Source organism: Saccharopolyspora sp. NPDC047091 (genome assembly GCF_040643635.1).
Lineage (GTDB): Bacteria > Actinomycetota > Actinomycetes > Mycobacteriales > Pseudonocardiaceae > Saccharopolyspora_C.
On record NZ_JBEYUS010000001.1, the window covers coordinates 44,369 to 64,114 of the forward strand.

20 protein-coding genes are annotated in these 19,746 nt (G+C 73.8%); 15 read left to right on the top strand and 5 right to left on the bottom strand.

What is annotated here, in order from left to right; all coding sequences use genetic code 11:
- Positions 1–31: 31 nt before the first annotated feature.
- From ABZ805_RS00235 to ABZ805_RS00245, 3 genes are read left to right on the top strand one after another with little or no spacing between them, the layout of a single operon-like run.
- Complete coding sequence (locus tag ABZ805_RS00235) at positions 32–625, top strand: sigma-70 family RNA polymerase sigma factor (RefSeq protein ID WP_358432327.1); 594 nt, start codon at positions 32–34, stop codon at positions 623–625.
- The gene (locus ABZ805_RS00240) at positions 622–1,110 is read left to right on the top strand and encodes a hypothetical protein (protein ID WP_358432329.1); all 489 of its coding nucleotides are present in this window, start codon (positions 622–624) and stop codon (positions 1,108–1,110) included. Before ABZ805_RS00235 ends, ABZ805_RS00240 begins: the two co-directional genes overlap by 4 nt.
- Entirely contained in the window at positions 1,107–3,731 is a 2,625-nt protein-coding gene (locus ABZ805_RS00245; RefSeq protein ID WP_358432331.1) for a CHAT domain-containing protein, read from the top strand. Before ABZ805_RS00240 ends, ABZ805_RS00245 begins: the two co-directional genes overlap by 4 nt.
- A 22-nt stretch (positions 3,732–3,753) precedes the next feature.
- Here ABZ805_RS00245 and ABZ805_RS00250 read toward each other — a convergent pair whose 3' ends face one another.
- Positions 3,754–4,926, bottom strand: coding sequence for a pyridoxal phosphate-dependent aminotransferase (locus ABZ805_RS00250; RefSeq protein ID WP_358432333.1), 1,173 nt, complete (start codon positions 4,924–4,926; stop codon positions 3,754–3,756).
- A 163-nt stretch (positions 4,927–5,089) separates the two neighbouring features.
- Between ABZ805_RS00250 and ABZ805_RS00255 the strand changes: the two genes are divergently transcribed.
- Positions 5,090–6,355 (top strand): DUF445 family protein, encoded by a 1,266-nt coding sequence (locus ABZ805_RS00255; protein ID WP_358432335.1) that lies wholly within the window; start codon positions 5,090–5,092, stop codon positions 6,353–6,355.
- Positions 6,356–6,415: 60 nt separating this feature from the next.
- Here ABZ805_RS00255 and ABZ805_RS00260 read toward each other — a convergent pair whose 3' ends face one another.
- Positions 6,416–6,961: a CGNR zinc finger domain-containing protein gene (locus ABZ805_RS00260; RefSeq protein WP_358432337.1), complete on the bottom strand. Its 546-nt coding sequence runs from the start codon at positions 6,959–6,961 to the stop codon at positions 6,416–6,418.
- Between the two features lie 309 nt (positions 6,962–7,270).
- Between ABZ805_RS00260 and ABZ805_RS00265 the strand changes: the two genes are divergently transcribed.
- From ABZ805_RS00265 to ABZ805_RS00290, 6 genes are all read left to right on the top strand, one after another.
- The gene (locus tag ABZ805_RS00265; RefSeq protein WP_358432339.1) at positions 7,271–7,654 is read left to right on the top strand and encodes a VOC family protein; all 384 of its coding nucleotides are present in this window, start codon (positions 7,271–7,273) and stop codon (positions 7,652–7,654) included.
- 96 nt (positions 7,655–7,750) lie between these two features.
- A complete protein-coding gene (locus ABZ805_RS00270) occupies positions 7,751–8,170 on the top strand; it encodes a helix-turn-helix transcriptional regulator (RefSeq protein WP_358432341.1) in 420 nt (139 codons plus the stop codon).
- A gap of 5 nt (positions 8,171–8,175) precedes the next feature.
- Positions 8,176–8,859 carry a hypothetical protein gene (locus ABZ805_RS00275; RefSeq protein ID WP_358432343.1) on the top strand — a complete coding sequence of 228 codons (684 nt, stop codon included), beginning with the start codon at positions 8,176–8,178 and terminating at the stop codon, positions 8,857–8,859.
- Between the two features lie 71 nt (positions 8,860–8,930).
- Positions 8,931–9,242, top strand: coding sequence for a DUF2516 family protein (locus tag ABZ805_RS00280; protein ID WP_358432707.1), 312 nt, complete (start codon positions 8,931–8,933; stop codon positions 9,240–9,242).
- Positions 9,239–10,036 carry an alpha/beta hydrolase gene (locus ABZ805_RS00285; protein ID WP_358432345.1) on the top strand — a complete coding sequence of 266 codons (798 nt, stop codon included), beginning with the start codon at positions 9,239–9,241 and terminating at the stop codon, positions 10,034–10,036. Before ABZ805_RS00280 ends, ABZ805_RS00285 begins: the two co-directional genes overlap by 4 nt.
- A gap of 612 nt (positions 10,037–10,648) precedes the next feature.
- On the top strand, positions 10,649–11,215 hold the full coding sequence (locus ABZ805_RS00290) for a YbaK/EbsC family protein (RefSeq protein WP_358432347.1): 567 nt from the start codon (positions 10,649–10,651) through the stop codon (positions 11,213–11,215).
- 6 nt (positions 11,216–11,221) lie between these two features.
- Here ABZ805_RS00290 and purU read toward each other — a convergent pair whose 3' ends face one another.
- From purU to ABZ805_RS00305, 3 genes are read right to left on the bottom strand one after another with little or no spacing between them, the layout of a single operon-like run.
- Positions 11,222–12,088 carry a formyltetrahydrofolate deformylase gene (gene purU, locus ABZ805_RS00295; protein ID WP_358432349.1) on the bottom strand — a complete coding sequence of 289 codons (867 nt, stop codon included), beginning with the start codon at positions 12,086–12,088 and terminating at the stop codon, positions 11,222–11,224.
- 45 nt (positions 12,089–12,133) lie between these two features.
- Positions 12,134–13,003 carry a class I SAM-dependent methyltransferase gene (locus tag ABZ805_RS00300; RefSeq protein ID WP_358432351.1) on the bottom strand — a complete coding sequence of 290 codons (870 nt, stop codon included), beginning with the start codon at positions 13,001–13,003 and terminating at the stop codon, positions 12,134–12,136.
- A 19-nt stretch (positions 13,004–13,022) separates the two neighbouring features.
- Positions 13,023–13,541 carry a DUF2505 domain-containing protein gene (locus ABZ805_RS00305; protein ID WP_358432353.1) on the bottom strand — a complete coding sequence of 173 codons (519 nt, stop codon included), beginning with the start codon at positions 13,539–13,541 and terminating at the stop codon, positions 13,023–13,025.
- A 37-nt stretch (positions 13,542–13,578) separates the two neighbouring features.
- Here ABZ805_RS00305 and ABZ805_RS00310 point away from each other — a divergent pair, with 37 nt between their 5' ends.
- The 5 genes from ABZ805_RS00310 to ABZ805_RS00330 all read left to right on the top strand — a co-directional run bounded on the left by ABZ805_RS00310 (position 13,579) and on the right by ABZ805_RS00330 (position 19,412).
- Positions 13,579–14,682, top strand: coding sequence for a UDP-N-acetylmuramate dehydrogenase (locus tag ABZ805_RS00310; protein ID WP_358432709.1), 1,104 nt, complete (start codon positions 13,579–13,581; stop codon positions 14,680–14,682).
- Positions 14,683–14,828: 146 nt separating this feature from the next.
- Positions 14,829–15,842, top strand: coding sequence for a hypothetical protein (locus tag ABZ805_RS00315; protein WP_358432355.1), 1,014 nt, complete (start codon positions 14,829–14,831; stop codon positions 15,840–15,842).
- Positions 15,843–16,139: 297 nt separating this feature from the next.
- Complete coding sequence (locus tag ABZ805_RS00320) at positions 16,140–17,303, top strand: Ig-like domain-containing protein (RefSeq protein WP_358432357.1); 1,164 nt, start codon at positions 16,140–16,142, stop codon at positions 17,301–17,303.
- A gap of 292 nt (positions 17,304–17,595) precedes the next feature.
- Entirely contained in the window at positions 17,596–18,885 is a 1,290-nt protein-coding gene (mshA, locus tag ABZ805_RS00325; protein WP_358432359.1) for a D-inositol-3-phosphate glycosyltransferase, read from the top strand.
- Entirely contained in the window at positions 18,882–19,412 is a 531-nt protein-coding gene (locus ABZ805_RS00330; protein WP_358432361.1) for a YbjN domain-containing protein, read from the top strand. The genes mshA and ABZ805_RS00330 overlap by 4 nt, the downstream gene beginning before the upstream one ends.
- Positions 19,413–19,746 lie beyond the last annotated feature (334 nt).

A 19,746-nucleotide genomic window follows, 5' to 3' on the forward strand; every position in this document is an offset into this window, starting at 1 on the left:
CGGGACATCGATCTTGAGGGGAGGGAGCGCGATGCACGCCGTGCACGAGGTCTCCGAATCCGACGACACCGCCCGGCTGCTGGCCCGCGCCGCGACCGGTGAGGCCGCGGCCTGGCGGGAGCTCGTCGACCGCCACGCCTCGGTCGTGTGGGCGGCGGCCAGGGCGTACTCCGCGAACGGCACTGACGCGGAGGACGTGTGCCAGGTGACGTGGCTGTCGTTGGCGGAGAACCTCGGCAGCCTGCGGGATCCGCGCGCGCTGCCGGGATGGCTGGCCACGACGGCCCGGCGGGAGGCGATCCGGCTGTCGAAGGCCCGGCGCCGGGAATCCCCGGTCGGCTGGGACACCGGGATGCTGGACCTGCCGGACCCCGGTGCGGGTCCGGAGAGCAGCGCGCTGCACTCGATGGCGGCCTCCCGGATGTGGCTGGCGTTCGCCCAGCTCTCCCGCCGCTGCCAGCAGTTGCTGCGGGTCGTGGCGGTGGCTCCGGACGCGAGCTACGCGCAGGTCGGCCAGGCGCTGGGCATGCCCCGCGGCAGCATCGGCCCGAAGAAGGGGCGTTGCCTCGCCGCGCTGCGGGAGCGGCTGGCGAACGGCGGGAACACCGAGGAGGCCGCCGGATGAGCCCGCGAATGCCCGCCGAGCTGCGGGTGCTGCGCGATCTGTTCGAACTCCGCGATCCGGCGCCGGGGCGGGTGCGGGATGCCGGGTACGCGGCCGCGGGTCTGGCGCGCTCCCGCTCGGGCGCGGCGTCGCTGGAGCTGGTCGGGGACTCGGCCGACGCGGCCGCCGCCGTCCGGTCCGGCAGCGCCACCGCCGAACCGGCCGAACCGCGGGTGCTGACCTTCCTGATGCCGGGGCGGATCGTGGAGCTCGACCTGGTGCAGACGGTGCCGGGCCTGTTCCGGGCCGCGGGCCTGGTGATCAGCCGGGCCGGGCAGCGGCGGCCGGCGGGCGACGTGCTGTTCCGGCACGCCGGCGGGGAATGCGTCGCCGAGCTCGACGAGGCAGGCGCGTTCCGCGTGGCGGACGTGCCCGCCGGGCCGCTGGGCGTCGTGTTCCGGTCGGCGGGTGCCGCGCCCGCCGTCGCGGATTGGCTGATCTGTTGAGCGCCGGGACGGCCCTGGCGCCGGGTGCGGAGCGGATCTCGGCGGCGGTGCGGTGGCGGGACCGGGTCTGCGCGGATCCGGAGGGGGCGGCGCGGGCTGCGGACCGCTGGCTCGCCAGGTCCGGTGATCCGGAGCTGCGGGTGCTGGCCAGGCACATCCGCGCGCTGGTCGCGGTGGAGCGCGGCCGGTCGGCGGAGGCCCGCCAGCACGCGCGGGTCGCACTGGCCGCGGCCCGGCGGGAACGGCTGCCCGAGCGGGCCGCGCAGGTCCTGCTGACCGCCGCGTGGGTGGAGCTGGACCGGGGCGATCCGGAGGGCGCGTGGCGGCACTTGGAGGCCGCCGCCGAACAGCTCACGGGCCAGGACGCGGTGCGGGCGAGCTGCTTGCGGGGTGTGCTGCTGTTCCAGCAGGACCGGCAGGACGAGGCGGTCGCGGTGCTCTCCGCGGCGTTGCCGGGACTGGCCGAGCACGACGACCACCAGTGGGCGGCGAACGCGCACGTGGCGCGCGGGCTCGCGCACCTGTACCGCAACCGGCTCAGCGAGGCGGAAGCCGACCTGGTCGCGGCCGAGCAGCGGTTCCGCGCCGCCGGGCGCGGGCAGCGCGCCGCGCTGTGCAGGCACAACCGGGGCTGCGTGGCGTTGCGCGCCGGGGACCTGCCGCGGGCGCTGCGGCTGTTCGACGAGGCGCGCGCCGCCGGTGCCGATCCCGCCGGGCACCCGGAGATCCGCGTCGACCGGGCCGAAGCGCTGGCCGAAGCGGGCCTGCACGACCAGGCGCGGGAGGAACTGCACCGCGCCGCGTCCCGGCTGCAGCGGCTGGGCCGGGCGGCGCGGCTCGGGGACACCTGGCTGGCTCTGGCCGGGTGCGCGCTGCGCGCGGGAGATCCGGCGGCCGCGGTGCGCCCGGCGCGCTGCGCGGCCAGGTTGTTCCGCTCGCAGCGGCGGCACTCCTGGGCCGCGCTGGCCGTGGCGGTGGAGTGGCAGGCGCGGCTGCGGGTCGGGCAGGTGTCCCGCTACGCGCTGGCCGCGGCGAGGCGCGCCGGACACGCCTGCGCCGAGCACGGCTGGACGACGGCCGCCGCCGAGCTGTGGCTCGTCGCAGGCCGGGAGGCGGCGCGCGCGGGCAGGCGCAGCACGGCGCGCGCTCTGCTGGAGCTCGCCGCGACCGGCCGCGGTGGCGGGCCCGGGTCCACCCGGCAGCTGACGGTGGGCTGGCTGGCGGAAGCGCTGCGCGCGGCGGACGCCGGGGACGACGGCCGGTTGTTCGAAGCCTGCCGCCGCGGGCTGCGCGCGGTGGCGAGCTACGCGAGCGGGATCGCCGCCTGGGAACCGCGGACCGAGGCGTTCGGACTGGCCGAGGAGCTCGGTGCGGTCGCGGTCGGTGCCGCGCTGCGCTCGGGTGATCCGCGCCTGGTGCTGCGCTGGGTCGAGCGGCACCGGCTGGGCGCGGCGCACCGCCGCTCGGTCCGCCCGCCCACCGATCCGGAGCTCGGTTCGGCCCTGGTGCGGTTGCGCGCCGCGGTGTCCGGTGCGGCCGGGGCCGACGGTTCCCGGTTGCGCTCCGCGCTGTCCGAGATCGACGCGATGGAGCGGCAGGTGCGGGATCGGGCGCTGCTCGTCGACGGCGGGACGATCGACGCGGCGCAGCCCGCCGGGTCCGCCGAAGTGCTCGCGGCGCTGGGCCGCGACGTCCTCTGGATCTTGTTCGAGCACGAGGGCGCACTGCACGCGATCTCCGTCGTCGACGGGAGGGCCCGGCTGCACGAGCTCGGCACCGAACTGGACGCGGTGCACGAGACGCAGCGGCTGCGGTACCTCCTCGCGCGGCAGGCGGAGTCCGGTGATCCGCGTGCGGAGGCCCTGTACGCGGCGAGCGCCGCCGAGTCGGCAGCCGTCGTGCAACGGCTGCTGCTGCGGCCGATGGCGGGCGCACTGCCACCCGGGCGACGGCTGGTGGTGGTGCCGACCGGCGCGCTGCACGCGGTGCCGTGGGCCGCGCTCCCGCTCTGCCGCGGACGCGGGGTCACCGTCGCCCCGTCGCTGCGGGCGTGGCTGCGCGGTCGGGTCGATGCGGCGCGCGAGTGCGCCTCAGCGGACCCGGTGTGGGTGGCCGGACCAGGGCTGGAACACGCCGAAAGCGAGGTCGTGGCGCTGCACCGGGCCGGTGGTGGACGACTGCTGACCGGGGCGGGTGCCGACGCGGAACGGGTGCTGGCCGCCGTCGACGGCGCACCGATCGCGCACATCGCCGCGCACGGCCGGTTCCGGGACGACCAGCCGCTGCTGTCCTGCCTGGAACTCGCGGGCGGCCCGATGTACGGCTACGACCTGGACCGGTTGCGGCGCGGTCCGCGGACGGTGGTGCTCTCCGCGTGCGAAGCGGGGCGCTCGGTGCCCGCCGGAGCCGGGCAGCTCACCGGGCTGGCCGCGGCGCTGCTCGGGCGCGGCACGGCGACGGTGATCGCCAGCGTGGTACCGGTGCCGGACGAGCGCACCGCGCAGGTGATGCTGTCGCTGCACTCGTCGCTGCGCCGGGGGATCGGCCCGGCGGAGGCGCTCGCCGCCGCCCAGGCCGCGCACGGCGAAGCCGGTTTCCTCTGCCTGGGTCACGGTGGTTGACGTGGCGCGGAGCGCAGCGGGATCAGCCGGCCAGGCCGTGCAACCGCCGGATTCCCTCGTCCAGCACCTCGTCCCGCTTGCAGAACGCGAAGCGCACCAGGTGCCGCACGGGCTCCGGGTCGTCGCAGAACACCTGCACCGGGATCGCCGCGACCCCGACCCGTTCCGGCAGCGCCCGGCACAGCTCGGCGCCGTCGGTGAACCCGAGCGGGCGCACGTCGGCGCAGATGAAGTAGGTGCCTTCCGACGCGAGCACGTCCAGCCCGGCGGCGGTGAGCCCCTCGGCCAGCCGGTCCCGCTTGCGCTGCAGGCCGTCGCGCAGCTGCTCGACCCAGTCCAGCTCGTGGCGCAGCGCGTGCGCCACCGCGGGCTGGAACGGCGCGCCGCCGACGAAGGTGAGGAACTGCTTCGCCGCGCGGACCGCCCCGATCAGCTCCGCGGGACCGCACGCCCAGCCGATCTTCCAGCCGGTGGCGCTGAAGCTCTTGCCCACGCTGGAGATCGTCACCGTCCGCTCGGCCATCCCCGGCAGCGTCGCCAGCGGGGTGTGCACCCGGCCGTCGTAGAGCAGGTGCTCGTAGACCTCGTCGGTGATCGCGATCAGGTCGTGGTCGCGGCAGACCTGGGCGATCGCCGCCAGTTCGACATCGGTGAGCACCGATCCCGTCGGGTTGTGCGGCGAGTTCACCACCAGCGCCCGGGTGCGCGGCCCGACCGCGGCGCGCAGCGCCTCCAGGTCGAGTTCGAACCGGTGGTCCGGGCTCTGGCGGAGACCGACGGTGCGGCGCACCGCCCCGGCCATCGCCACCGCCACCGGGTACGAGTCGTAGTAGGGCTCGATGAGCACGACTTCGTCGCCGGGCTCGAGCAGCGCCAGCATCGAAGCGGTGATCGCCTCGGTGGCGCCGACGGTCACCAGCACTTCGCCGTCCGGGTCGTGCTCGATCCCGTAGCGCGCCTTCCGGTGCTCCGAGATCGCCGCCCGCAGGTCCGGCTCGCCGGCACCGGGCGGGTACTGGTTGACGCCGTCGGCGATCGCCTGCTGCGCCACCCGCAGCATTCCCGCCGGTCCGTCGGTGTCCGGGAAGCCCTGACCGAGGTTCACGGCCCCGTGCTCGCGGGCCAGCTCGGTGATCTCCGCGAAGATCGTCGAGGTGAAGGGGCGCAACCGGGAGGTGAGGGCGGGAGATCGCACGCCCGGCACTCTACTGCTCGGGACGGCTCCGCGATCCCACGTGCCGGGACCGCGAGGCGCACGGCGCTCGCACGGCGTGAACGGTCGGGCGAGATCGGTCACCACGGGCGATTTCCGGCGCTCAGCGAACGGAGCCGGTGCGGGCAGCTGCAAGAATCGAGTGATGGCACAGACTTCGGTGGCGGATGCGGACCAGGTCAAGAAGCGCGCGTTGCGGCGGATGAAGGCCGTCGCGGGCGGGCTCCTGCTCCTCGCGACCGCGATCTTCGTGCTCGCCCGCTGGCAGGAGAACGCCGGTGCCGCGGCCTGGGTCGGCTACGTCCGCGCGGCCGCCGAAGCGGGCATGGTCGGTGCGCTGGCGGACTGGTTCGCGGTGACCGCCCTGTTCCGCAGGCCGCTGGGGCTGCCGATCCCGCACACCGCGATCATCCCGACCCGCAAGGACGCGCTCGGCCAGAACCTCGGCGCGTTCGTCGGCGACAACTTCCTGTCCGAACCGGTGGTGCGGGACAAGCTGGGGCGGGCGGAGATCGGTGCCCGGGTCGGGACCTGGCTGGACGACGACGCGCACGCCGAGCGGGTCACCTCCGAGCTGGCGACCGCGGTGCGCGGTGCCGTGCAGGTGCTGCGCGACGACGACGTGCAGGCCGTGCTGGAGCAGTCGGTGCTGCGGAAGGTCCTGGAGCAGCAGTGGGGCCCGCCGCTGGGCCGCATCCTGTCCCAGGTCTTCGCCGACGGCACCCACCACAAGCTGGTGGACCTGATCTGCGACCGCGCCTACGACTGGGCGCGCGACAACCACGCGACGGTGCTGCGCGTGGTGAGCCAGCGCGCCCCGTCCTGGTCGCCGCGCTTCTTCGACGGCATGGTCGCGGACAAGATCTACACCGAGGTGCTGTCGTTCGCGTGGGCGGTCAAGACCGACCCGGACCACCAGATGCGCAAGGCCGTGGACCGGTTCCTGGTGGACTTCGCGCACGACCTGCAGCACGACCCGAAGACGATGGAGCGGGCCGAGCAGATCAAGCAGCAGGTCATCGAGCACCCGGAGGTGCAGAACCTGGTCGCCTCCGCCTGGAGCACCGCGAAGAAGATGCTGCTGGACGCGGCCGAGGACCCGTCCAGCGAGCTGCGGCTGCGGGTGCGCGACGGCCTGCGCGGCCTCGGCCGCAGGCTGGCCACCGAGCCGGAGCTGCGCGGCAAGGTGGACGGCTGGCTGGAGAGCGCCGCCGTGTACGTGGTGTCGCACTACCGCACCGAGATCACCACGCTGATCACCGACACCGTGGAACGCTGGGACGCCGAGGAGACCTCGCGGAAGATCGAGCTCCAGGTGGGGCGCGACCTCCAGTTCATCCGGATCAACGGCACCGTCGTGGGCGCGCTGGCCGGTCTGGTGATCTACACCCTGTCCCAGCTGCTGCTCTGACGTTCCCGACCACCGGCAGGCAGCAGGTGGCCGCCGGGCCGAGCGCGCGACGGCCCGCGGTCACCCCGCGGTCGCGTGCCGCTCGCGCCAGGAGCGCGCCTTCTCCCGGTTCCCGCACACCCGCATCGAGCACCAGGTGCGGGACTTGTTGCGCGACCGGTCGTAGAACGCCCACAGGCAGTCCTCGGCCGGGCAGATCTTGATCCGGTTCCAGTGGCCGGTGTGCACCAGGTGCACGGCCGCGGCGAGCACCTTGCCCAGCGCGTCCGGCCCGCCCAGCACCGGCACGCCGTCCTGGACGACGACCGGCACGGGCCAGGTGATCACGTCGGGATCGGCGCGGGGGGCGGATCGGTCGCAGGACACCGCACCGCGCATCGCGTCCCGGATGCGCCGCGCGGAATCCCGATCTCCGGCTTCGCCCAGGCCGCGTCCGGCGGACCACGCCCGCCATCGGTCCGCGGAGTCGAGGACGTCGGTGTCCGCTTCGGCGTCGGAGGTGTTGAGGAAGGCCAGCACCAGCTCGACGTCGCGTTCGGCGTCCAGGTCCGCGGAGAGGTTCGCAGGGACTCGGTCGGCGACGGCTCTGCTGTTCACGAACACCATCGTATTCGATTAGCCGGTTGCAGCGTGCGTCGATAACTCCCATAATCCCGATGTCGGTTACTAACCACTAACAGGTGAACACTGGTTGGGGGAGCCATGACGTCCGGCGGGGTGGCAGTGCAGCGAAAACGGCCGGGAGGCCGTGCGCGCGGCCTCGGGCGGGCGGAGGATGCCGAGGTCCGGCCGCGCGCCGAGGCGGTTCGCGACCCGGTGGCCGAGCCGGTGGCCGCGCCCGCACCCGGTGGTCGAGCCGGACTCGCCGTTCCCCGATCCCGTTGACGTCCCCCCGTCGAGCGAAAGGTCGTACCCATGTCCGAGGCCCCGCTGTCGATCTGCGCGTTCGCCATCGACACGCCCGATCCGCGCGCGCTCGCCGAGTTCTACCGGCGCTTGCTGGGCTGGGAGGTCGACGAAGCCGAGTCGAGCGAGGACTGGGTGGAGCTGGCGGACCCGGCAGGCGGGCCGGCGCTGGCGTTCCAGCGGGACCCGGACCACGTGCCGCCGACCTGGCCGGACCACGCGCGGCCGCAGATGATGCACGTCGACGTGCGGGTGACGACCTTGGACGAGGGGCACGAGCGGGCGGTGCGGGCCGGTGCCCGGCCGTTGCCGCAGCCGCCGGACCAGCAGGACTCGCCGTTCCGGGTGTACGCCGATCCGGACGGGCATCCGCTCTGCGTGTGCGCGGGTTGAGGGTGCTCCAGGACTCACCCGGAGGGTGCAAGCTATGTGCTTGCAAAAGTTAGCACTCGTGGTTAGCGTGGAACCCGTCCGGAGGGAGCGGGATCGATGGAGCGGGTGGACAAGACCGTCAACAAGGCCGTGAACCAGGCGGTGAGCGACCTCGGCGGTTACATCAGGGCGCAGCGCAGCAACGCCCAGATCTCGCTGCGCGAACTCGCCAAGAGCGCAGGCGTCTCCAACCCGTACCTCAGCCAGATCGAACGGGGCCTGCGCAAGCCGAGCGCGGAGATCCTGCAGCAGATCGCCAAGGCGCTGCGCATCTCCGCCGAAGCGCTCTACGTGCAGGCCGGAATCCTGGAGCAGCGCGAGGGCGGCCCGGTGGTGGACGCGATCCTCGCCGACCCCGACCTGGGCGAACGGCAGAAGCAGGTCCTGCTCGACATCTACGCCTCGTTCCGGCGCGAGCACGACGACGCCGCCGGCGCGCCCGACCGCACCGACATCCCCGAAGCAGCTGAGGAGTGAGCACCATGCCGACTTCCGAGAACGACACCAAGACCCGCGGCGACGCCGCCGAGCAGGCCCGCACCCCGCTGCTGGCCGCGCTGGGCGCGGGCGACCTCGCCGCGCAGACCATCGCCGACGCGCTGACCAAGCTGCGCACCCGGCTCGGCGAAGGCGCCGAGTCCGCCCGCAACGGCGTGAACGACCTGCCGAACGACCTCAAGGAGCGCTTCGACCCGGCCGAGCTGCGCAAGCTCGTCGACGCCTACACCCGCTCCGCCGCGCAGCTCTACGGCTACCTCGCCGACCGCGGCGAGACGACCTTCGAACGCCTCCAGACCCAGCCGCAGGTCAAGCAGGCCTGGAGCCAGCTGGAGCAGGTGCAGGGCCGGGTGGACAGCGCCGTCGGAGACGCGCGGCTGCTCGCCGACGACGTGCTCGGCAAGGTCACCCGCACCACCCGCTCCTGGAGCGAGAAGGCCGCCGAGACCACCGAGCAGGCCACCACCCGGGCCGCGGAGCAGGTCCGCGAGACCGCGGCCGACGTCGCCGACACCGTCGAGGAGGCCGGTTCCGACGCGGCCGCCACGACCCGCAGCACCGGCCGCAAGACCGCCAACCGGACCGCCGCCGCCAAGAGCGCGCCGAAGAACTCCGGCGGCGCGAAGAGCACCGGGAAGCCGAAGGCGACCGGCAAGTCCGACGACTGACGCGACGCGAAGCGCGGGACCCCGGAGGGCTGCTCCGGGGTCCCGCGCACACGTAGGGTGGAGCGGTGGACTTGTCATTCGACGCTCCGGCCGCGCTCATCCCACAGCTCGTGCTCTTGAGGTTGATCTGGCTGGCCGGGCTGCCGGTCGGGTTGTACGCCTTCGGGCACGCGGTGCTGCAGCGCTCGGACGCGTTCACCGCGGTGGGCAAGCTGTCCAAGGCGGCGTGGCTCGGCATCACCGGCGCCGGGCTCCTGGTGCTGGTGCTGTGCACGAACGGCCCCATCACGATCATCTGGCTGGCCGGGCTGGTCGCGGTGCTGGTGTACCTGCTGGACGTGCGCCCGAAGGTCGTCGAGGTGCAGGGCGGCAGCTCCTGGTGATCGGCGGCGACCTGCGTGCCACCGAAGGCGTGCTGCCCTCGGGCGCGCGCTGGCGGGCGCACGGCCGAGGTGAGCCGGTGACGCTGGTGACGCACGGTCTCGGTGCGACTCCGGGCGAGGCGCGGATTCCGGCCTCCGGGTTGCCGGGCACCCGCGTGGTGCTCACCTTCGCCGGTCACGGCGACGCGGCGGACGCGCCCGACGGCTATTGGGACTACGGCGTGCTGGCGGCGGACGTGCTGGCCGCGGCGGACGCGGTCGGCGCGACCCGCGCGGTGGGCGTCTCGCTGGGCACCGGCGCGCTGACGCGCGCGGCCGCGGAGCACCCGGCCCGGTTCGAACGGCTCGCGCTGCTGCTGCCCGCGGTGCTGGACGGCGGGCGCGAGGTCTCGTCGGCGTGGGCCTTGGAGCGGTTGGCGGAGGCGGTCGCGGCCGCCGAGTCCGACGGCGGGGCGGCGCTGCGCGAGCGGGTGGCCGCCGAATTCCCGCCCGGCGCGCAGTTGGGAGAGCACCTGGCGGCCCGCACCGCGGCGCTGCTGCGCCTGGGCCCTGCGCTGCACGCGCTCGGCGACCGCGCGGTGCTCGACGACGCCGCGGTCCTGCGGGCGGTGCGCTCGGACGTGCTGGTGCTGACCGGCACGGACGATCCGCTGCACCCGGTGGCGGCCGCGCGGTCGGTCGCCGCCGCGATCCCGGGGGCGCGGCTGGAGCTGCTGCCGTCGGTGGCCCCGCTGTTCACCCACCGCAAGGAGCTGCGGGCGCTCCTCGCCGACTTCCTCGCCGCGACTCGCTGAACCCGGCTGCGACTCGTCGAACTCGGGCGCGACTCGCTGAACCTGGCTGCGGCTCGTCGAACTCGGGCGCGATCCGTGGATTCGGACGTGCCCCTCGGACGGCCCTTCGGGCCCGGACCCGACTCGTGGACTCCAGGCGACTCGCTGAACATGGCCGCGGCCCGTCGAACCTGCGCGTGACCCGTCGAACCCGGCCGCGACTCGTCGGATTCGGGCGCGACCCTCGGACCCGGCCGCGGCCCGTTGACCCCGGGTCCGGCTCGTTGATCCCGGTGGCGTGACGGGTTGATCCCGGGCGCGGGCCGGTCCAGGGCGTTGCGGCCTGCGGGCCTCGGGTGTGCGCCTCGCCGACGCCGGGCGTGCGCGGTGGCGTGTCGAGGAACTCGCACCGTCGGCGCATGGCTGTCGACGCGACCGGCTGAACCCGGGCGCGACTCGGAGTCGGGCACGCCCCGTGGACTCGGACGTGATCCTCGGACTCGGACGTGACCCGTTGAATCCGGACCCGGCTCGGTGATGCCGGGCGCGGCCCGGCCCAGGGCGTGCGGTCTGCCGACCTCGGTTGTGCGCCTCGCCGACTCCGGGCGGTCGGGGAACTCGTACCGTCGGCGCATGGCTGTCGACTGGTCGCGCGCCGCCGGAACCCTCGTGGTGGCACCGGCGCTGGAACGTCCCGAACTGCTGGCCGAGCCCGTGCGCGGCGCCCTCGACGCGCTGTCCGCGGCGGACGCGGAGCTCGTCGGGGCCGCCGAGATCGACCCGGAGCTCGCGGACACGGCCGCGTTCTGCGCCGAGTACGCCTCGCCGCTGGAGCTGTCGGCGAACTGCGTGGTGGTCGCGGGCAAGCGCGGCGGGGAGGTGCGCCACGCGGCCTGCCTGGTCCTGGCCACCACGCGCGCCGACGTGAACGGCGTGGTCAAGCGGCGGCTGGACGTGCGCAAGGCCTCGTTCGCGCCGATGGACGAGGCGGTGCGGCTGACCGGGATGGAGTACGGCGGGATCACGCCGTTCGGGCTGCCCGCGGACTGGCCGCTGCTGGTCGACGCGGCGGTGACGGCCGCGCCGGCCGTGGTGGTCGGCAGCGGCCTGCGCCGCTCGAAGATCATCGCGCCGGGCGGGCTGCTCGCTCGCCTTCCCGCGGCGGAAGTGCTCGACGACCTCGCCCGCCCGGTGGGCTGAGCCGGGTCAGAACACCACGGTCCGCTTGTCGTGCACCAGGACCCGGTCCTCGAGGTGCGCGCGGAGCCCGCGGGCCAGCACGACCTTCTCGATGTCGCGGCCCTTGCGGACCATGTCGGCGGCGGCGTCGGTGTGGTCCACCCGGATCACGTCCTGCTCGACGATCGGACCGGCGTCGAGCTCCGGCGTGACGTAGTGGCAGGTGGCCCCGACGAGCTTCACCCCGCGCTCGTAGGCCTGGTGGTACGGCCGCGCCCCGGCGAACGAGGGCAGGAAGCTGTGGTGGATGTTCAGCGCGCGCCCGGCCCACTCCTCGCACACCGCGGGCGGCACGATCTGCATGAACCGGGCGAGCACGATGGCGTGCGGGTCGTGGCCGTCGACCAGCGCCCGCACCTCCTGGAACGCGGCGCCCTTGTCGTCCGGGTCGGAACCGGCGGGGAACGGGACGTGGTGGAACGGCACGCCGTGCGCCTCGGTGATCGCGCGCAGCCGCGGGTGGTTGCCGATGACGGCGCGCAGGTCCACGTCCAGCTCACCGGAGGCGACGCGCCCGAGCAGGTCGTGCAGGCAGTGGCTCTCGCGGGACACCAGCAGCACCACCCGGCGCCGCTCGGAGGTGTCGCTCACCCGCCAGTTCGTGCTGCCCAGCTCGTCGGCGACCCGCGCGAAGCGCTCCCGCAGCTCGTCGAGGCCGAACGGGAGCGAGTCGGCGCGCACGACCTGGCGGGTGAAGAACCAGCCGGTCTCGACGTCGGTGTGGTAGCCGGCCTCCACGATCCAGCCGCCGTGCTCGGCGAGGAACGAGGCGATGCGCGCGACGATGCCCGTGCGGTCGGGGCAGCCGAGGGTGATGACGAATCGAGCGGACACGGTTGCGGAGTATCGCACTGCGCCGATCGGCCCGGCCGGGTGATGTCACCCCGAGGTGCGGTCCGCCAGCGGATCCACCGCGGCCCAGTCGACGGTGACCTCGCCCAGCCGCCAGCGCCGCGGGCGGTCTCGCACCGGCCAGCCCAGCCGGGCGAACAGCCGCACCGCCTCCGCCCAGCGGGCGCGCGGGCCGAACGGTGCCTGCGGCGCGGCCCGGGCCCAGCAGGCGTCCAGGTCGGTGAACAGGGCGTGCACCTTCTCGCTGGGCACGTTGCGGTGGATCAGCGTCTTCGGCAGCCGTTCCGCCAGGTCGGAGGGGCGCTGCAGGTCGGCGGGCAGGCAGGACAGCGTCAAGGTGCGCGGCCCGGAGCGGTCCAGCGCCACCCAGCAGCAGCGGCGGCCGATCTCGTCGCAGGTGCCCTCCACCAGCAGCCCGTCCGGGGCGAGCCTGCCGCGCAGCTCGTCCCACGCCTTCCAGGCTTCCGGTTCGGTGTACTGGCGCAGCACGTTCAGCGCCCGCACCAGCGCGGGGCCGTCCGCGCCGCCGATGCCCGCGGCGAGTCCCGCGAGTTCGAAGCCGCCGCGCCGGAACTCCAGCGCGGGCGGATCGGCGACCGCCTTGCCCGCGGCCACCCGATCGGGGTCGATCTCCAGGCCGAACACCCGCGCGTCGGCGCGCACCGGCCGAAGCCGGGCGGCGAACTCGACGGTGGTGATGGGGGTGGCGCCGTAGCCGAGGTCGATCACCAGCGGGTCGGCGGCGGAGCTCAGCGCGCGGGCCACCCACGGGGTGCCGGCGATCCAGCGGTCCACGCGGCGCAGCCGGTTCGGGTTGGTGGTGCCGCGGGTCGGCACGCCGAGCGCGCGGGCGCGGCCGGCGGCCAGGCGGGGCGCCTTCTTGCGGGGCTGGTTCATGGGCGGGCGGTGGAGGTCGTCAGCTCCGGGGGCGGGCCAGCCACTCGGTGGTGAACCGCTCCTCCGCGGCCAGCAGCTTCTGCACCTGCTCGGCGACGAGGTCCTCGAGCTTGCCGCCGAGGAACGGCACGGAGACCCGCACCTCGCCTTCGACGACCAGCTCGCTCGCCCCGGTTCGCCCGGTCAGGTCACGCAGCCACATCGATCCGGTGATGGTGCAGGGCACGCCGGCGACCTCGGCGGCGATCTCGCCCGCGTAGTGCCCGTCCTGCTCGCGCCGCCAGGACTCGCTGCGGTCGATCACCAGGTCGCCCGCACCGGCGACGGTCCGCGCGATCGGCGGCAGCGACTCGGTGGGCACGCCCTGGCGCACCTGGAAGCGCACCGCGTCGGCATCGGCGGTGTGCTGCACGAGCTCGTTGCGCCCGCCCTCGAGCTGATCGAGGCGTTCCCGCAGATAGTCGATGTCGATGAGCGCCGCATGCACCTGCGACGCGGGCCACTCGGAGGTGCTGCGGTGCTCGATGCGGCGTGCCATGGGCGGAAGGTTACCTTTGGCAATCGTGAACCCCTCGATGTCCGGCTCCGAAGGAATCGGCGGCGCGCCGCCGACCGGTGAACCGACGGCCCACGTCCTGTCCGGCCACACCACGCTGCGCCTCGGCGGGCCTGCCGCCGAGCTCGTCGTGGCCGAACACCCGGACCAGCTGGCCGAGGCGGTCCGCGAGTCCGACGCGGCGGGCCGGCGGCTGCTGGTGCTCGGCGGCGGCTCCAACCTGGTGATCTCCGACGAGGGCTTCGACGGCCGCGTGGTGCGGATCGCCACCAGCGGGCGGCGCTACGACATCGTCGACGGGTTCGTGCAGCTCACCGTCGAAGCGGGTGAGAACTGGGACGACGTCGTCGCGGACACGGTGCACCAGGGGCTGGGCAACCTGGAGTGCCTGTCCGGGATTCCGGGGCTCACCGGCGCGACCCCGGTGCAGAACGTCGGCGCCTACGGCGTGGAGATCTCCGAGATGCTCGTCTCGGTGGACCTGCTGGACCGGCGCACCGGGCGGATCCGCACGGTGCTGGCCGACGACCTCGGGCTGGTGTACCGGGGCAGCATCCTCAAGCACACCGACGACGCGGTGGTGCTGCGCGCCCGCTACCTGCTGCGCGACGGCGGGCAGTCGGCCCCGATCCGGTACGCCGAGCTGGCCCGCGAACTCGACGTGAACCCGGGAGCGCGCGTCGACGTGGCCCGGGTGCGCGAAGCGGTGCTGCGCTTACGGCGTGCGAAGGGCATGGTGCTCGACGCGGACGACCACGACACGTGGAGCGCGGGTTCCTTCTTCACCAACCCGATCGTGGCCGCGGAGGACCTGCCCGGGGTGCTGGAGCTGATCGCGGCCCACGTCGGGCCGGACGAGAAGGTGCCGCAGTACCCGGCGTCGGACGGGCGCACGAAGCTGTCCGCGGCCTGGCTGATCGACCGCGCCGGCTTCGGCAAGGGCCACGCCGGTCCGGGCGGGCGCACCGCGCTGTCCGGCAAGCACACCCTCGCGCTGACGAACCGCGGTGCGGCGACCACGGCGGACCTGCTCCACCTGGCGCGTGAAGTGCGGGACGGAGTGAGCTCGGCGTTCGGCGTGTCGCTGGCGCCGGAGCCGGTCCTGGTGGACTGTTCGCTCTGAGCCCCGCGCGGCTCCTGCGCCACGTCCGGCACGGCCGGAGGCCTGTTCCGGATCCGGAATCACCTGACTGCCGACCGGCCGGAAGGGTGACTCTTCGTGACTAGTGCTTAACCCTGAGTGTTAAATGGTTGCTGGAGGGGGCCGCCATGCTCAGCATCAGGGAACTTCGGGACAGAGCGGTCATCAGGCCGATCAAGCGCGCGGTCGAGGACCAGCTGCTGGACCTCCCCGGCGTCACCGCGGTCGACATCGGTGAGAAGCGCACCGCGGGCCGGTTCACCGGCGAACAGGGCATCGTCGTGTCGGTGGCCCGCAAGCGCCCGGTCGACCGGGTGTGGCCCGGCACCCAGATCCCGCCGGACGTGCTCGGCATCCCCACCGACGTGATCGAGGAGAAACCGCTGCTCCAGCACGTGCACACGTGCGCGGAGGAGTCGGTGGCGCTGCGCGGCCGCGGTTTCGCGCACGACGGCGCGGTGACCGGTGGCGAGGGGCTGGCCCCCTGCCGTTCGGTGCAGCTGGCGCCGCCGGACGCCCGGTACGCGGGCCGCTACCGCCGCACCGGCACGTTGGGCGCGCTGGTCGTGGGACACCCGCCCGCGGTGGCGACGATGGGGCTGACGACGTTCGACGTGGCCTGCCTGGACGACGGCTGGGCGGTCGGCGACCGGATGGTCGATCCGGACACGGGTCACGTGTACGCGGATCTGGCCAGGGGCGCGCTGTCCGGCCGGGTGGACGCGGCCGCGGTCACCCTCGGCCGGGGCGTCGGCCACTCGCCGATGATCCCGGGCATCGGACCGGTGACGGGGCAGTGCGCCGCCTACCCGGGCGAGCAGGTGCGCAAGTGCGGCTACGGCAGCGGCGTGACCAGCGGGGTGGTGACCTCGGTGGACGTGACGGTGCGGGTGGACCACGGGGCGGCGCTGGGCGTGCGGGTGCTGCGCGAGCAGATCCGGATCGACTGCCCGCCGGGCGGTGGCTGCTTCCTGCAGGTCGGCGATGCCGGCGGGGCGGTGGTCAACGACGACGGGCGCGTGGTCGGGCTGCTGTTCGCGGGCACGCGCAGCGGGATGACCGGGTTCGCGAGCCCGATCGCGGACGTGCTGGCCGAGCTGGACGTCGAGCTGTGCGTGCTGCACCGCCAACTCCCGGTGTGATCGCGGATGTGCGGTGAGTTGCCCCACCATCGGATCCGAGGTAATGGGGACGGGTGGCCCGCGGAGCGTCCGGATGGCGGTTGATCACGGCGGGCGATCGTGGTTCTGCCTGGTCATAGCCCTGCCGGGTGAGATCATTTCGCTCGAAAGGGTGGCTCAAGCATGCCGGGGGCGCCTGCGGCGGCGAACCTGTGACACGACACACTGTTCGAGACCGGCATCTTTTCCGGGTGCCGCACGTCTTGGGGTTGTGAGAACCACGTCGGAACGGATCGGGGTCGAGGAGTGCTGAGCAGGGTGAGTCGGGTACGGCAGCTGTGGACCGCGATGGCGGGAGCACTGGTGGCCGTGCTGCTGCTATCGGGCTGCGGAACGCAGTCCACGGGCGGTGGCGGAACGGGCGGCGGCGCGCAGGCGCAGGCCCCGGTGGCCAAGGTGCACCTCGAACCCGGCGGCGGCTCCGACGTCAACCCGGCCACGCCGGTGAAGGTCAGCGTCGAAGGCGGCAAGCTCGACGACGTCGCGCTGACCAACGGCGACGGCAAGGAGGTCGACGGCGACCTGTCCGACGACGGGCTCAGCTGGACCTCTGGCGAGCAGCTCGGCTACGGCAAGACCTACACCTGGTCCGGCGAGGCCACCGGTACCGACGGCAAGAGCGTCCCGGTGCAGGGCAGCTTCACCACGATCTCCCCGGCGAAGCAGGTGCGCGCCACCGTCAACCCGACCGACCACACCGAGGTCGGCATCGCGATGCCGATCAGCGTCAAGTTCGACGAGGCCGTCACCGACAAGGCCGCCGCCGAGCGGCAGCTGAAGGTCCGCACCTCGGTCCCCGTCGAGGGCGCCTGGGCGTGGCTGTCGGACACCCAGGTGGACTGGCGGCCGAAGGAGTACTGGCCCGCGGGCACCGACGTCGAGGTGGACGCGGACCTCTACGGCGTGCACTACGGCGACGGTGCGTACGGCCGCTCCGACCTGACCACCAAGTTCAAGATCGGGCGCTCGCAGATCGTCAAGGCCGACGCCGCCACGCACCAGATGGTCGTCGAGCGGGACGGCAAGCAGGTCGCCAGCTACGCGGCGAGCTACGGCAAGGACCACGATCCGGAGCTGAACACGCCCAACGGGACCTACATCGTGATGCAGAAGGACCCGGTCGAGATCATGGACAACCCGCGCTACGGCTACACCGACGTGAAGAAGAAGTGGGCCGTCCGGATGTCCAACCACGGCGAGTTCATCCACGAGAACGAGGAGAACCGCGCCAACCTCGGCAAGGTCAACACCTCGCACGGCTGCATCAACCTGAGCGAGGCCGACGCGAAGGCCTACTTCGACACCGCGCTGATCGGCGACCCGATCGAGGTCAGCGGCGGGGTCGCCGCGATGGAGCCGCGGTACGACGTGTTCGACTGGATGCTCGACTGGAACCAGTGGACGCAGAAGTCCGCGCTGTGATCTTCCGCGGCTCGCGCTGAGCCGCCGCTTCCCGGGTCCCGCGCGGGGTGGTTCCGACCGCCCCGCGCGGGACTTTTTCGTGCGCCGGGGCCGTCCGGCGGCGCTGTGAACACCGTCACCGGGCGCACCGCGTCCGGGCCGGTGGGCGTGGTGCGCGGGGTAGCGTCAGCGGGCTGCGCCCGGGCGTCCAGGAATGTTTTCCCCCGGCCCGGTGTCGGGACCCAAGGCGTTCCGAGACCGGGCGCCGTGGGCGAGGGCGCTCCACCACCACGTTTGCGATAGGGCTTAGTCGATGACCTCTGGCACCGCCCGGATGCGGCCGCGCCGCGCCGCCGTGTTCTCGTTGCACACTTCGCCGCTGGAGCAGCCGGGCACCGGCGATGCGGGCGGGATGAACGTCTACATCGCGCAGACCGCGACGCGGCTGGCCGAGCACGGCACCGAGGTCGAGATCTTCACCCGCGCCACGTCCTCCGACGTGCCGCCGGTGGCGGAGCTGGCGCCGGGCGTGACGGTGCGGCACGTGGTGGCCGGGCCGTTCGAGGGGCTGGACAAGAACGAGCTGCCCGCGCAGCTGTGCGCGTTCGCGGCCGGCGCGCTGCGCGCGGAGGCGCGGCACGAGCCGGGGTTCTACGACGTGGTGCACTCGCACTACTGGCTGTCCGGGCAGGTCGGCTGGCTGGCGCGGGAGCGCTGGGGCGTGCCGCTGGTGCACACCGCGCACACCTTGGCGAAGGTCAAGAACGCGGCGCTCGCCGCGGGCGACACCCCGGAGCCGCGGGTGCGGGTGCTCGGCGAGGAGCAGGTGGTCGCCGAAGCGGACCGGCTCGTCGCCAACACCGAGGTGGAGGCCGCGGACCTGGTGCGGCTCTACGGCGCGTCCCCCGACGAGGTGGCGACGATCCCGCCGGGCGTGGACCTGCGCCGCTTCACCCCGGGCGACGTGGCCGCGGCCCGCGCCCGGTTCGGGGTGCGGCCGGACGCGCTGGTGTTCGCGTTCGTGGGCCGCATCCAGCCGTTGAAGGCGCCGGACGTGCTGCTGCGCGCCACCGCCGAGCTGCTGGCGCGCCGCCCGGAGCTGCGCGCGCGGCTGGAGGTGCTGGTGGTCGGCGGGCCGTCCGGCAGCGGCCTGGACCGGCCGGAGTCGCTGCACGAGCTGGCCGGGGAGCTCGGCATCACCGACGTGGTGCGGTTCCTGCCGCCGCAGGGCGGTGCGGCGCTGGCCGACGTGTACCGCGCCGCGGACGTGGTCGCGGTGCCCAGCTACAACGAGTCGTTCGGGCTGGTCGCGCTGGAGGCGCAGGCCTGCGGCACGCCGGTGGTGGCGGCGTCGGTGGGCGGTCTGCCGGTCGCGGTCGCGGACGGGCGTTCCGGACTGCTGGTGCCGGGGCACCGCACGGGGCAGTGGGCGGACGCGCTGGGTTCGGTGGCGGATGCCGGGCTGCGCGCGGAACTGGCCGCGGGCACGGTCGCGCACGCCGAGGCGTTCTCCTGGGAGCACACCACGGAGGCGCTGCTGGACACCTACGCGCGGGCGAAGCGCGCCTTCCACTCGCAGTTCGACCTGGAGGTGACGGCATGACGGTCGAGGAGACCATCGCGGCCGCGCTGGACGCGAGCGAGCTGGACTACCGGCGGGAGGCCGACGGCCGGTTCTTCGTGACGCTGCCCGGTGCGAAGAAGCTGCAGACGAACTGCTGGCTGATCGTCGCCGAGCACGCGCTGGTCGTGGAGGCCTTCGTGTGCAGGCAGCCGGACGAGGCGCACGAGGACGTCTACCGGTTCCTGCTGCGCCGCAACGCCCGGCTCTACGGCGTGCACTACACGATCGACGGGACCGGGGACGTGTACCTGGTGGGCCGGATCGGTCTGCACGCGGTGACGGCGGAGGAGGTCGACCGGCTGCTGGGACAGGTGCTGGAGGCCGCGGACGGCGACTTCAACACCTTGCTGGAGCTGGGGTTCGGCACCGCGATCCGCCGGGAGTGGGGCTGGCGGGAGTCGCGCGGCGAGTCGTTGGCGAACCTGCGCCCGTTCGAGCAGCTGGTGCGGCGGGACGGCCCGCTGGCACCTGCCGATGATCCGGGGGAGACCTCGCCGGAGCGGTGAGCGCGTCCGGGTCGAGAGCGGACGCGAGGGGCGGCTCGGGAGAGAGGGGGAGTCGCGAGCTCGAACCGCCCCACGCGTGAGTTCCCGCCAGCGGGCCCAGTGGGCGGGGGGCACCCGGGGCCCGGCGGGGCGTGGTCCGACGGGGGAGACGGGCCACGCTCTTCTGTTCGCTCTCGCGGGATCGGGGAGTGCGTGGGAGCCGATCAGCGAGAGCAGTGTCAACTTCGCAGAGTCACGCACTGGCCACAAGTCCGATTCATTACTCCATACGAGTGATCTTACTCACCGAAGGTAACGCCTTGGCTTATTCAGTGCGGTATAGCGGCCTCAAATG